Below are 13,236 nucleotides of genomic sequence, written 5' to 3'. Positions count from 1 at the left end.
AAAATTATATATATTTGATGGTGCACAACCAAAATAAAAAAGTAGTAAAAACTTTTACAAGAGTTTTTACTACTTTTTTATTAATTTTTTATTGCTACACGGGCAATTCTGCCGCCTTGGATATAAACCATTAATACTGAAATATCGGCCGGGTTTACACCACTAATGCGACTTGCTTGAGCAATTGTTTCTGGTTGAATTACTTTTAATTTCTCGCGTGCTTCATTTGCAATCCCATTTATCGCGTCATAATCAATATCTTCAGGAATACGTTTGGCTTCTAATTTTTTTAATTTTTCGACTTTACTGTATGCTTTATTAATATAACCATCATATTTAACTTGAATTTCAACTTGTCGCACCACATCACTTGGGAGAGGCTTAGCAAGTGGGGCAAAAGGATACAAACTATTGTAATCTAATTCAGGTCGTTTTAATAAGTCACTAAATAAGAATCCATCTTTTAAGCGCGTTGAATTTCGTTCCGCTAAGAATGCTTGTAGTTCTTCAGTTGGTTTCAAGCGAATTTTTTTCAAACGAGCCATTTCCTCTTTCACAGCTTCTTGCTTTTCAATAAAGGATTGGTAGCGTTGTTCTGAGAGTAGCCCAATTTCATGCCCAATTTCTGATAGACGCATGTCTGCATTATCATGGCGTAAAATTAATCGGTATTCAGCTCGAGAAGTCAGTAAACGATAAGGTTCTAGCGTTCCTTTGGTCACAAGATCATCAATCATAACGCCGATATAGCCGTCGCTTCGCTTCAAGACCAAAGGCTCTTTGCCTTGATTAGTTAAAGCTGCATTGATACCTGCCATTAAACCTTGTCCGGCTGCTTCTTCGTATCCGGATGTCCCATTCATTTGTCCTGCCGTAAATAAACCTTTCACCAGTTTTGTTTCTAAGGATGGACGTAATTGGTGTGGTTCAACGACATCATACTCAATGGCGTAACCCGTACGCATCATTTTAGCGTTTTCTAATCCCGGTATGGAATGGAGGACAGCTTCTTGTACTTCTTCAGGAAGTGAAGAAGAAAGACCTTGAACGTATACTTCTTCTGTATGACGCCCTTCTGGCTCTAAGAATAATTGGTGGCGCGGTTTATCACTAAAACGAACGATTTTATCTTCGATAGATGGACAATAGCGCGCTCCTACACCTTCGACAATTCCCGTAAACATAGGAGCTCGGTGTAGGTTGTCACGAATAATCTGATGAGATTCCACTCCGGTATAAGTGAGCCAACATGACAGTTGATCTTTTAGATAATCTTCATCTTTCGTTTCAAAACTGAAATGGTTGGGTTCTTCATCGCCCGGTTGTTCTTCTGTTTTGGAATAGTCGATCGAAGAAGCTAAAATACGTGGTGGCGTTCCTGTTTTAAAACGTGCTAATTCAAAACCAAGCTCTAATAAACTCTCCGATAACTTGATAGAAGGTTGTGAATTATTTGGACCAGAAGAATATTTAAGTTCGCCGATAATAATTTGTCCCCGTGAGGAAGTTCCAGCAGTTAAAATAACTGCTTTACTCCGGTATATGGCACCAGTATTGGTTATAACACCTTGAACAACTCCCTCTTCAACAATCAATTCTTCAACAATCCCTTGACGTAACAGTAGGTTATCCTGTTTTTCAAGCGTTTTTTTCATTTCATGCGCATAGTCGTTTTTGTCAGCTTGTGCTCTCAAAGCCTGTACTGCCGGTCCCTTACCTGTATTTAACAGGCGCATTTGAATATAAGTTTTATCAATATTACGGCCCATTTCACCGCCCATAGCATCTATTTCGCGGACAACCACTCCCTTAGCAGGCCCTCCAATAGAAGGGTTACAAGGCATAAATGCTACCATATCTAAGTCAATCGTTACTAATAGTGTGGATTGTCCCATTCGTGCAGCTGCTAACGCTGCTTCAGAACCTGCGTGTCCTGCTCCAACGACAATCACATCAAAATTTCCAGCTTCATAATGATTCATTTGATTATTCCTTTCGTATTGATGATTTTTTTATTTTCCTAAACAAAATTGGCTGAATAATTGCGTAAGCAATTCATCTTGCACCGTATCACCAGTAATTTCTCCGAGTAGCTCCCATGCGTGAGTAAAGTCTATCTGAACTAAATCAACTGGCATGTCTGCTTCGATCCCAGATAAAACATCCTCTAAGGATGCCACCGTATCGTTTAAGAGGCCAATATGTCGGACATTTGAGATATAAGTAGCATCTTGCTCCCCGGTTTCTCCGGCAAAAAACATCCCTGAAATTTGTTTCTCAAGTAAGTCCAAACCCACTTGTTCCAGCATAGAGGTGGAAATGATTTTATCCGGTTCACTCCATTTTGTTAAATCCTTAACGGTTACTTGTGATTTTAAATCGCTTTTGTTTAAGAGAATAATTCGATTCATTTCCTGTGTAGCGTCTAATAAAGCTTGGTCTTCTTCCGTCAACGCTTCATTTTGGTTAATGAGGAGTAAGATTAAATCTGCGGATAATAAAGCTTTCCGACTACGTTCCACACCTAACTGTTCAACGATATCATCTGTTTCGCGAATACCCGCTGTATCGATTAACTTTAAAGGAACACCATTTACGTTGACATATTCTTCGATTGTATCGCGTGTCGTTCCAGCTATGTCGGTAACAATCGCTTTATCTTCCCGTAATAAACGATTCAATAAGCTTGATTTGCCAACGTTCGGACGACCAATAATCGCTGTTTCTAAACCTTCTCGAAGAATTTTCCCTTGCTGTGCAGTGCGTAGCAACGCTTCAACACTATTTTTCACTTGAATGGTCTTTTCTTTCAATAGTTGAGTTGTTACTTCCTCAACGTCATCATATTCAGGGTAATCGATGTTTACTTCTACCTCAGCTAGGGTGTTTAAAATAATTTGGCGAATGTTCCGGATCAACTTCGAGAGATCTCCATCTAATTGGCTAAGCGCTACGTCCATAGCGCGGTCCGTTTTAGCTCGAATTAGGTCCATAACGGCTTCTGCTTGAGACAAGTCTATACGTCCATTTAGAAAAGCTCGTTTTGTAAATTCTCCTGGTTCCGCAATACGTGCCCCGTTCTGTAAGACCGTTTGTAAGATTCGATTAACGCTCACGACACCGCCATGACAGTTAATCTCGATGATATCTTCTTTCGTAAAGGTTTTTGGTGCGCGCATAACACTCACCATTACTTCGTCTATCATTTCTCCCGTTTTGGGATTATAAATATGACCATAATTAATTGTATGACTTGCTACATCGTGAAGACGTTTCGAACCGGATTGATATAAACGATCTGCAATGGCAATCGCATCTTCTCCACTTAATCGGACAATACCAATTGCACCTTCTCCTGGTGGCGTTGAAATAGCAGTAATGGTATCAAATTCAGTAATATTCATATTATGTTGCACACCTTTCTAATAATTTTACGCATGAAAAAAGTGCCCACTCCACCCCTTATATTTTAGGATGGTTAAGCACTTTGACTGCGTCACACATATATACGTTTTTAGTTTTCCTGATTCTTGAAAATTATACAGGGTCTACTGACTTTTTGCAAGTATAAGAGAAATTATTTCTTATTTCTTTAATCCTCTGGTCCTCTAAACCAAAAAACTCCGATCTCTATCTTTTATAAGGCTTAAAATATGATAAGATAGAAATATAATATTTCTAAATAAACTGTTTTATAATTTAAAAGACTTCAGTCTATTTGTCCGAGGAGTTGATTACTATCAATAAGTTTTACGATATTTACCTTGATTTAAAAATGAAAATTGAAACGTATCACTATCAAACAGGATCTCTCCTTCCCAGTGAAAAAACCTTAGCTGATGTCTACAAGGTTTCTAGAGAAACAATACGTAAAGCGCTCACCATGTTGTTAGAAGAAGGCTATATTCAAAAAAAACAAGGAAAAGGCTCTATTGTATTAGATATTAAGCGGCTTAATTTCCCCTTTTCAGGTTTAACGAGTTTTAAAGAAATCCAAGAAGCTCAAAACATACAGAGCGAAACCATCCTGGTCAAAAACAAACGGGAACTAGCACCTAAGTTTCTAACAAATCAGCTTGATTTAGCCCCTAGTCAGCAAGTTATTTCACTCGTGCGTTTACGCAAGATATCTGGTGAGGTTGTCATCTTAGACAAAGATTATCTAATAGATGACAAAATTCGTTCTATTCCCTCTCAAGCCGCTAAGGATTCTCTTTATGCTTATTTAGAAAGTGAACTACATATGAATATATCTTACGCTAAAAAGATTTTTGTAGTAGAACCAGCTACACGTGAAGATCGCCAGCTAATGGACTTAAAGAATGATACCCATGTTGTGGTTGTGAAAGGTGAAGTTTATTTAGAAGACACCCGTTTATTTCAATACACTGAATCTCGTCACCGTTTAGACCGATTTGAGTTTGTTGAATTTGCACGGCGCAAGCACTCCGCTCCCTGAAAAAAGTCTCTTTTTGTTTTTTAAACAGATAATCTGGATCCCAAGTCAAGGACAGTTTAAAAAAGAGAGAATCTAGGCTACTTGTTTCAAGAGCTGATCCCGGTAGGAAACCGGGGTCAGCTTTTTCAGTTTCCATTGGCCGCGCTCGTGGTTGTAGTAGTCCATATAGTTGATAATGACAGACTGTAACTCCTTCAGTGAATGACACTCCTCGTAAGGAATTTCGTCCTTTAGGTGGCCGAAGTAGCTCTCCTGTGGGGCGTTGTCCCAGCAGTTCCCACGGCGGGACATAGATTGGGTTAGGCCATTCTTCTGCACCAATTTCTGGAAGATGGGGCTAGTGTAGTGCGACCCTTGGTCGGAATGGAGGAGGGCTTGCGCAGGGAGGTCCTCTCCATGTTTTGCCACTAGATCTTTCACCGTATCGAGAGCTATGTCCAAGGTGATTCGGTCGGCGACGGCGTAGGCTAAAACCTCCTTTGTGGCGCCATCCAAGATGGTAGAGAGGTAGCCTAGGAAGCCGTCTTTTCCCCGGAGATAGGTAATATCAGTCAGGAGCACCTTCTTCGGCGCTGACTGATCAAACTGCCGCTGGAGCCGGTTCGGAACGGTGCGATGTTCTTGTGTGGCTTTTGCGATTTTTCGGTACGGGTTCGCACGGCGGATAGGACACTGGAGTCCATACTTTCGCATGATCCGCTGGACTTTCTTGCGGTTCACTACAGTTTTCTTCGTGTTGAGGAAGTACATGACAATGGCACGGGAACCTTTCGCCACCCGTTTATAGGCCATTGCTTCCAGAACACGGTCGCGCCACCTCTGGTCCTCCTCTTCCTTCTCCTGCCTTTTGCATTGGTTCTCGGGGGAGAAATGCGCGTAGTAGCCGGAATTGGATACTTCCAGAATCAGACAAGCTCTCCTGACGGAGAGCGAGCCGGGGCGACTCGTCACCTGTTGGATGAGGGCGAACCGCTCCTGCTTGCTTAACTCATTTCCCCTCCTTTCTGCGAAGTCGATTTTTTTTAACAGCTCATTCTCCTGTCTGAGGAGGACATTCTCCTGCTTGGCCCGGCGGAGCTGCTCTTCGGTCGAAAGCTCCGTGAGGCGGGGGCGCCCCGATGCGCCCTTGCGCTGATCTCGTACGCCCGTGATCCCGCTCTCCTGATAGGCCTTCTTCCAGCGGTTGGCAGCGGTGTGGATTCGCCGCTCGCCTAGGACCTCCACTGGGAGACTCGCCTCCATGAAAATCTGTCGGGCAGTCTTTCCCTTTTTCCACTCCGCAAGGAAGTGGACCTTGAACTCGTCCGAGTAGGTGATGGCTTTGGGGGAGACGTTCTGAACATAGGGGTTGTGGGATAGGTCTGTAACCTGCTCGTCCGTGAATGTTCGTTTTGACATGGGTTCCTCCTCTTAAAAATGTATTTTTTGTAAGGCTCTCTTGGGGGAGCGGTCGCGGTTCCCGTTCCTTTCCTCCAGTTTATCAGGAAAGGGAGACTAATTCTCGTACAAGACATAAAAAGACCCTATAAAGGGTCTCTTTTTTAAAGAGTCTACTTTATAGGGTCCAGTTTACAGAAAGAGGCGCTTTTATTTATTCTAAAACAGAATTCATTTCGACATAAAAAGATTCTCCTTCATTCATCTCAATGTGTCCGGATTTATAGGGTGCATTTTCAACGGTTAAAACAACTTCTTCAACACCATAATAGGATCCTATTGTATTAACAACACTTTGTAAAAGCAATTTCTCAGCTGATGAACCGGCATTTAAGTCATTTACTAATCCTTGTGAAAAATCTACGTAAACACGTCCATCTTCATTGAGGTAAAGGCTCTTTATTTGAGTGCCCTCAGGAATAACTTGTCCGTAGTCTACACCGGGAATATGTGTGAATAACTCAGCTATGACCTTTCGAGTGACATCATTAGTAAAAAAGGAAATATTAACTTCAGCGACTTCGAGTCCCATGACATTTCTATCTGGGTAATAAGTAGGTAATACAACGGTTTCAGCAGTTCCTTCTTCACGAGATTCCAAGGTAGCAGTCATTTCATAGGAGCCGTTGGTATCCGTATAAATTTCTTTTACTAAACCTATTCCTTCTGCATAATAACGTTTTGTAATGGTATCTTTTTCTGTTGTTGTTACTTCAAGAGATGGGAACGTTCCAACCATTGTCTCAATTTCAATATCAAGAGCTGTAATTTGGGAATTATCCCAATTATTGCCTATTTCTAATGGTTCCTTCAAAAGGATAGTACTTGATTCATCACGAGTTTGGTCTAACATATTTTCACGAAAGTATGTTTCATCGCGTCTAAATACTTGCGTGATTGCTCCTTCTTCTAGCTCCAGTACTTCGATAAAATGGCTACCTGCATTTTTAGTAACGTATTGAATCCGATTATTTTCATAATATTGCGGGTATTTTTGGTAAGAAACATACTCATTGCCATCCCCAGCATAAGAATAAGCAACATCCGCCTCAAATGGGAAGTATGCTTCCACCGATAATGCCTCTACCTCTGCTGAAGATTCCTCTGGTAGAGAAATACTTTCTGAACTGGAGACACTTTCAATATCAACAGATGAAGATACATCTGGGTTTGTAGTGGTACAACTTGCTAGAAACAGAGATAAGAAACCAACTAAGAACAAGTAGTTTTTTTTCATCTTTATTCCCTCCTACTATTCTTTCTTTTTTATTATTATATCATAATGAAATAGCCCTTTACTCCTTTTGTTTCTGAGTAAAGGGCTATTGGTTATTTAATTAAGTAGGCAACTGTTTCATAAGGACTTAAGACCATCTCTGACGCTAACTGTCTAGTGGCATAATTGCCAATAATCCATTCAGCCTGACCGTTTAAAAATTCTTCAGGTATTTTTAGCTGGTAGTCTGTTCCATAGAAGTGATTTAAAACTAATAATTTTTGATTATCTTTTTCCCTTACGTAAGCATAAACTTCAGGATCATCTAAAAGGATTCCTCTGTAACTGCCTTCTGAAATAATTGGTTGTTGTTTACGTAATGCAATGAGTTTTTGATAATAAGAGAAAATCTTTCCTTCATCTCTTTCTTTTTCAACATTAATTTGTGGATAATTATCTGCAACTTTTAACCACGGCTCACCGCTTGTAAAGCCAGCGTGTGCGGAATCATCCCATTGCATAGGAGAACGGCTATTATCACGTGATTTTTTACGAATAATTGCCATTGCTTCTTTGTGTTTGATGCCTTGCATGCGTAATGCTTCATAGGCATTATGGGTTTCAATATCAACAAATTCATCCAAGCTTGTGTAATCAGGATTCGTCATCCCAATTTCTTCTCCCTGGTAAATATAAGGCGTCCCTCGCAACAAATGAACCGTCTGTGCTAACATAGTAGCTGTTTCATAAGGATAATGCTCAGGGTCACCAAAGCGGCTGTTAGCTCGCGGTTGGTCATGATTGTTCCAAAAAAGTGCATTCCATCCATTTTTATCCGACATGCCTACTTGCCATTCGTCTAGTAACTGCTTGAGTTCAATAAAGTCAAACGGCGCGTCTGTCCATTTCTCCCCATCTTGATAGTCCACTTTTAAATGATGGAAACTAAAAATCATCGAAAGCTCATCACGATCTGGGTTTGAATATAAAATGCCATTTTCGACCGTTGTGGAAGACATTTCCCCTACAGTAATAATATTATCGGCTTTACCGAAGGTTTCACGATTTAATTCTTGAACCCATTCATGAACAATTGGGGTATCTGTATAAAGGCTCTTTTCATTATCCCCTTCACTGTCAACTAATTCTTCTTCTTTACCAATCACATTTAAAACATCAAAACGGAAGCCCTTAATCCCTTTTTCCATCCAAAAATTGACAACCTTAAAAAGTTCTTGACGGACTTCTGGATTCCGCCAGTTTAAATCAGCTTGAGAGACGTCATAGAGCCTTAAATAATAATTACCCGTATCACCAAATGGTTCCCAAGCGTCCCCACCAAACTTAGACTGCCAATTTGTTGGTAGACTGCCATCTTCTTGTGGAGGACGAATAATATAAAAGTCTTGATATTTCTTGTCTCCCGCTAAAGCTTTTTGAAACCATTCATGGGTTACCGAGGTGTGATTTAAGACCATATCAAACATGATGTCAATCCCATTCTCTTTTGCTTCTTTAATCAATTGCTCCAAATCTTCCATCGTTCCAAATAGAGGATCAACTGCGCAGTAATCGGTAATATCATAGCCATTATCCTTTTGCGGGGAAAGAAAAATTGGATTCATCCAAATCATATCAATACCTAGTTCTTTTAGATAAGGTATTTTTTCAATAACTCCCTGAATATCACCGATCCCATCTCCATCGGAATCTTTAAATGATTTCGGGTAAAGCTGATAGATTACTTTGTCTTTAAAATCTTGCATAATATCCCCTCTCTTAATCTAAAAGAGGAGCAAAAGATACCTCCCTTTTGCTCCCTTCATTTTTTTAATTAGTTAGATGTTTCTATTATTGGTGCATCGTCTACTTCACCTTTTGGTACAAATATTCCTCTTTTTTCGAAGAAAATTGTCAATAGAATTGGTACAACAAAGGCGATTAACATACTTACAAAGAACATTGGCCAGAATTCAAACTTGATAGATAAGAATCCTGGTATACCACCCACACCAATGGAAGCAGCTGTGACACCAGATAGGACAGAAACGAGTCCAGCTAGACCAGATCCTACCATTGCTGCAACAAACGGGTAAATATACTTGATATTAATACCAAACATAGCTGGTTCTGTTACACCTAAATAACAAGAAATCATCGCTGGAATAGAAACTTGCTCTTCATCCTTATTTCCACGATGCATCCAGATGATTGCTAAAACAGCTGATCCTTGTGCGATATTTGAAAGAGCAATCATTGGCCATAGTTGCGTCCCGTCAAAATCTGCAATTAGCTGTAAGTCAATAGCGTTGGACATATGGTGGAGACCGGTGATAACGAGTGGCGAATAGAGCGCTCCAAAGACAAGCCCAAACAACCAACTGAAACTGCTCGTAATTCCTGCGTAAACAATACCAGAAATCCAGTTCCCAATTTGCCAACCAATCGGTCCTAATATGGTATGAGCAATAAGAACGGTTGGAACAAGTGCGAACAATGGAACAAAAATCATCGATATAGCTTGTGGAATCCATTTACGCAACCAAATTTCTAAATAAGAAAGGGTAAACCCAGCTAACATCGCCGGTAAAACTTGGGCTTGATAACCAATCATATCAATTTGGAAAAATCCAAAATCCCAAAAAGGAATTTCACCAATTGCAGTAGCTTCTGCTACACCATAAGCATTTAACAATTGTGGTGAGACAAGAGTAATCCCTAAGACAATCCCTAAAATTTGGGTTGTCCCCATCTTTTTAGTGACACTCCAAGTAATCCCAACTGGTAAGAAGTGGAAAATCGCTTCACCAATTAACCAAAGGAAACTATTCACACCTGCCCAGAATTGACTGACATTTACAATACGATTATAAATAGGCTCGCCGGAATTGGTGAATTGTGCAACACCATCTTCCATTAGCTGTCCTAAACTTTGAAATTCAATTCCTTCTAAAATATTACGGAAACCTAGAATAAGTCCACCTACAACAATTGCTGGAATCAGGGGTGTAAAAATCTCAGCCAATACAGACATAGCCCGTTGAATTGGGTTTTGATTTTGTTTTGCTGCTGTTTTTGCCTGATCTTTTGAGACACCTTCTTTTCCAGATACCTTACTAAATTCATTATAAAACGTTGCTACTTCGTTCCCTATAATAACTTGAAATTGTCCTGCTTGCGTAAAAGTACCTTTGACTGCGGGGATCGATTCAATTTTTTTGACATCTGCTTCTGCTGGGTCGTTCAATACAAAACGCATCCGTGTCGCACAGTGCGTGACTGCTGATATATTATCCGAACCGCCTATATACTCCAACAAATCGGACGCGTCTTTTTTAAAATCTGCCATTTTTATTCCTCCTTTTTCAACTTGTCTATACAAGCTGCTTGCTGGCTATATCATATGTTATTATTAATTAAATTGCAAGCGTTTTCTGTTAGTTTTTTTAAATTTTTGTATAATGAGGATATACTAAAATAAACTCAAGTTAAAAAGGAGAAGATATAGAGATGTGTAGTCGATGCCCTTGGGCTGAAACAAGCCTTATGATGCAAGAATATCACGATAAAGAATGGGGAATCGTCCATACCGATGACACCTATCTCTTTGAAATGCTGACCTTAGAAGGCGCGCAGGCTGGTCTTTCCTGGCAAATTATTTTAAATAAACGTCAAGCCTATCGCGATGCCTTCCACCACTTTGATGTCGCTGTTTGTGCGAGGTTGACTAATCAAGAAATTGAGGAGATTCGTCTCAATCATTCTGTTGTCAAACATAAATTAAAACTCTATTCTGTTCGTTCTAATGCTCAATCTTTCCAAAACATACAAAGGGAATTCGGAAGCTTTTCTACTTATATCTGGTCTTTTTCTCCCCCTATAAAAAATAATTGGCAAAGCCCAACAGAAGTTCCAAGCCAAACCGCTTTATCAAGTATAATCAGTAAAGACCTCAAACAACGTGGGTTTAAGTTTATTGGCCCTACTATTGTCTATTCTTTTATGCAAGCTATTGGAATGGTCAATGATCATCTCCTTACGTGTGATTTTCGTAATTGTACGTCTGTGTAGCAGAGTAAAAAACAAAAACCTCCTATTGAATGCAGATTTCTTTTAAAGAATCTACTTCAATGGGAGTGTTTGATTATTTACCACTTGTTTTGTTTTTGGTAAACTATTTGCTTTCTTTATAACGATGTTTTCTAAGGAAGCATGTTTCCATAATTTCCGATAATAGTTTATAGAAGACATGAGTATATACAACTTCCTGCGCCAACTCTTTTCATACGGAGCAACCAAAGGATGAACCATTGGTTGTTTGTTGTCACTTTGTGGGATATGAAGGTTATGACAGAGTAAATGATTGGTTAAATTACTGTAGACAATTTCTTTCTGAAAAGTAGCCATAGAAAGATTATTTTCGAGAAGAAAATCTTCTATATAATACCAGGCTACATTATGTCCAGCTGCTGTTACATAATAGTTACTTAAACCTAACCGCCCATTCACCTCAAAAAAGATATATTCACATCGACGCGCATCATATTTGACGTCAAAAGTCATAAATCCATAAAACCCAGAAGCTTCTACAATGCGTTGAATTGGCTCTTTTATACTTTCTTCTTCGCGAACAAATCCCGCTAAACTGTTTCCAATTGCAGAAGGAGTGGGATCATCTACTAGAACATTTGCGTAAGAAACGAGTTTGATTTGGCCGTCCTTTTTAGCAACATAGGCTGTTACAATACCTAAAGAAGTATCATCGCCTGGAATATACTCTTGTACTATTAGAGCAGCAGTATAACCTGCTTGTCTGATTAACTCAATATTCTGCCATGCTTCTTCTTGAGTTTGACATAAATAAACTTTTTTCTTACCCTCAAAATCTAGGTTTTGATACTCAGGTGTCTGAGCAGCTTTGATAATAACGGGATAGGTTAAATTAAAGGTGGACATTTGATCTAAAACGACTGTACGTGGGTAAGCAACGTCTAACTGCTCACAAAGCTCATAAAAAAGGGTTTTATCCGTCACCGCTTCATACGTTTGTTCATCAGGGTACGGAACAATCCAGTTCGGTCCAAATAACATTCGATTTTCAATTAAAAAAGATACATAGCGATCATCGCTTCCAAAAATTATTTTTTTCGTTTCTGGTTCTTGGATTTCAATTGCCACCATCGTCTCGAGCATACTTTCAATATCAGTCATCTGCAGTTGCTTGTAGTAATTAATAATCTTAGAATGCTTGACTGATCCTGTTCGGTAAGGGCTGATTAAGGCTGATTTTACACCATATTCCTCATAAAACGCACGTGCTAGCCCGTAAGAACCGCGATTAGCGCCCATAATGACTGGCGTGAATTTCATTCGATTTCCTCCTATTTATACAATATAAAAATCTTTCATATGGTAATCGTATTGAAGACTTCCTACTTCTTTTCTTGATTCATCTGCAACTAAGAAACCATCCGACATGGTCAACGCACGGTGTTGGAAGCGTTGAAAAATCGTTTGATCGTGTGTTGCTAAAATAACCGTCGTTCCACGGCGATTAATCCGCATAAACAGACGGAAAATTTCTCTAGAAGTTTGCGGATCAAGATTTCCTGTCGGTTCATCTGCTAATAAAATTCGGGGGTTATTCACTAGGGCTCTGGCAATTGCGACGCGCTGCATTTGCCCACCCGATAATTCTTCGGGAAAACAATCTGCTTTATCAGCTAATTCAACCAGTGTTAGGGTTTGACGAATGCGTGCATCCATATTTTCCTCAGGTACACCAACAATTTCTAGAGCAAACTGAATATTTTCATACACTGTTTTTCTTTTTAGTAATTGCAAATCTTGAAAAACAATACCAATTTCACGGCGTAGCTTATACAAATCTTTCCGTTTCATTTTAGCTAAGTCATACCCACAAACCATTATGTTCCCGCTTGTTGCTTTCTCAGCACCGTATAAAAGTTTCAAGAGCGTGGACTTCCCTGAACCACTTGCCCCCATTAGGTAAACGAACTCTCCTTCTTGAACGGAAAATGATACACTGTCAATTCCTCTTATACCTTTAAAATATGTTTTCTGAGTTTGATTACACACAATAATCTCCATTTGTCTCGACACT

At 39.6% G+C, this 13,236-nt stretch carries 10 protein-coding genes; 2 read left to right on the top strand and 8 right to left on the bottom strand.

Annotation, left to right across the window (positions count from 1 at the left end):
• Nucleotides 1-80: 80 nt before the first annotated feature.
• Together mnmG and mnmE are read right to left on the bottom strand one after the other, a co-directional pair.
• Entirely contained in the window at nucleotides 81-1,982 is a 1,902-nt protein-coding gene (mnmG, locus tag BW727_RS09465; protein WP_062467773.1) for a tRNA uridine-5-carboxymethylaminomethyl(34) synthesis enzyme MnmG, read from the bottom strand.
• Nucleotides 1,983-2,012: 30 nt separating this feature from the next.
• On the bottom strand, nucleotides 2,013-3,404 hold the full coding sequence (gene mnmE, locus BW727_RS09460) for a tRNA uridine-5-carboxymethylaminomethyl(34) synthesis GTPase MnmE (RefSeq protein WP_062467774.1): 1,392 nt from the start codon (nucleotides 3,402-3,404) through the stop codon (nucleotides 2,013-2,015).
• A gap of 335 nt (nucleotides 3,405-3,739) precedes the next feature.
• Between mnmE and treR the strand changes: the two genes are divergently transcribed.
• Nucleotides 3,740-4,459 carry a trehalose operon repressor gene (gene treR / locus BW727_RS09455; protein WP_062467775.1) on the top strand — a complete coding sequence of 240 codons (720 nt, stop codon included), beginning with the start codon at nucleotides 3,740-3,742 and terminating at the stop codon, nucleotides 4,457-4,459.
• A 72-nt stretch (nucleotides 4,460-4,531) separates the two neighbouring features.
• On the opposite strand, the gene BW727_RS09450 is transcribed toward treR, so the two are convergent.
• The 4 genes from BW727_RS09450 to treP all read right to left on the bottom strand — a co-directional run bounded on the left by BW727_RS09450 (nucleotide 4,532) and on the right by treP (nucleotide 10,461).
• Complete coding sequence (locus BW727_RS09450; RefSeq protein WP_062532880.1) at nucleotides 4,532-5,857, bottom strand: IS3 family transposase; 1,326 nt, start codon at nucleotides 5,855-5,857, stop codon at nucleotides 4,532-4,534.
• Nucleotides 5,858-6,050: 193 nt separating this feature from the next.
• Nucleotides 6,051-7,133 (bottom strand): GerMN domain-containing protein, encoded by a 1,083-nt coding sequence (locus tag BW727_RS09445; RefSeq protein ID WP_062467776.1) that lies wholly within the window; start codon nucleotides 7,131-7,133, stop codon nucleotides 6,051-6,053.
• Nucleotides 7,134-7,225: 92 nt separating this feature from the next.
• Nucleotides 7,226-8,878: an alpha,alpha-phosphotrehalase gene (treC, locus tag BW727_RS09440; protein ID WP_062467777.1), complete on the bottom strand. Its 1,653-nt coding sequence runs from the start codon at nucleotides 8,876-8,878 to the stop codon at nucleotides 7,226-7,228.
• Between the two features lie 68 nt (nucleotides 8,879-8,946).
• Nucleotides 8,947-10,461 carry a PTS system trehalose-specific EIIBC component gene (gene treP / locus BW727_RS09435; RefSeq protein ID WP_062467778.1) on the bottom strand — a complete coding sequence of 505 codons (1,515 nt, stop codon included), beginning with the start codon at nucleotides 10,459-10,461 and terminating at the stop codon, nucleotides 8,947-8,949.
• 161 nt (nucleotides 10,462-10,622) lie between these two features.
• Here treP and BW727_RS09430 point away from each other — a divergent pair, with 161 nt between their 5' ends.
• A complete protein-coding gene (locus BW727_RS09430) occupies nucleotides 10,623-11,183 on the top strand; it encodes a DNA-3-methyladenine glycosylase I (RefSeq protein WP_062467779.1) in 561 nt (186 codons plus the stop codon).
• A gap of 51 nt (nucleotides 11,184-11,234) precedes the next feature.
• Here BW727_RS09430 and BW727_RS09425 read toward each other — a convergent pair whose 3' ends face one another.
• Both BW727_RS09425 and ftsE read right to left on the bottom strand, forming a co-directional pair.
• Entirely contained in the window at nucleotides 11,235-12,482 is a 1,248-nt protein-coding gene (locus tag BW727_RS09425) for a carboxylate--amine ligase (protein WP_062467780.1), read from the bottom strand.
• A 15-nt stretch (nucleotides 12,483-12,497) separates the two neighbouring features.
• Nucleotides 12,498-13,211 carry a cell division ATP-binding protein FtsE gene (gene ftsE, locus BW727_RS09420; protein ID WP_236953705.1) on the bottom strand — a complete coding sequence of 238 codons (714 nt, stop codon included), beginning with the start codon at nucleotides 13,209-13,211 and terminating at the stop codon, nucleotides 12,498-12,500.
• Nucleotides 13,212-13,236 lie beyond the last annotated feature (25 nt).

This window comes from Jeotgalibaca dankookensis, from assembly GCF_002005405.1.
In the GTDB taxonomy this organism is placed as follows: domain Bacteria; phylum Bacillota; class Bacilli; order Lactobacillales; family Aerococcaceae; genus Jeotgalibaca; species Jeotgalibaca dankookensis.
This window is presented reverse-complemented; position numbering and strand designations above follow the sequence as displayed.

Excerpts from the sequence above, each read along its gene's own strand:
- mnmG (WP_062467773.1), bottom strand. The coding sequence starts at position 1,982 with ATGAATCATTATGAAGCTGGAAATTTTGATGTGATTGTCGTTGGAGCA.
- mnmE (WP_062467774.1), bottom strand. The coding sequence starts at position 3,404 with ATGAATATTACTGAATTTGATACCATTACTGCTATTTCAACGCCACCA.
- BW727_RS09450 (WP_062532880.1), bottom strand. The coding sequence starts at position 5,857 with ATGTCAAAACGAACATTCACGGACGAGCAGGTTACAGACCTATCCCAC.
- BW727_RS09445 (WP_062467776.1), bottom strand. The coding sequence starts at position 7,133 with ATGAAAAAAAACTACTTGTTCTTAGTTGGTTTCTTATCTCTGTTTCTA.
- treC (WP_062467777.1), bottom strand. The coding sequence starts at position 8,878 with ATGCAAGATTTTAAAGACAAAGTAATCTATCAGCTTTACCCGAAATCA.
- treP (WP_062467778.1), bottom strand. The coding sequence starts at position 10,461 with ATGGCAGATTTTAAAAAAGACGCGTCCGATTTGTTGGAGTATATAGGC.
- BW727_RS09430 (WP_062467779.1), top strand. The coding sequence starts at position 10,623 with ATGTGTAGTCGATGCCCTTGGGCTGAAACAAGCCTTATGATGCAAGAA.
- BW727_RS09425 (WP_062467780.1), bottom strand. The coding sequence starts at position 12,482 with ATGAAATTCACGCCAGTCATTATGGGCGCTAATCGCGGTTCTTACGGG.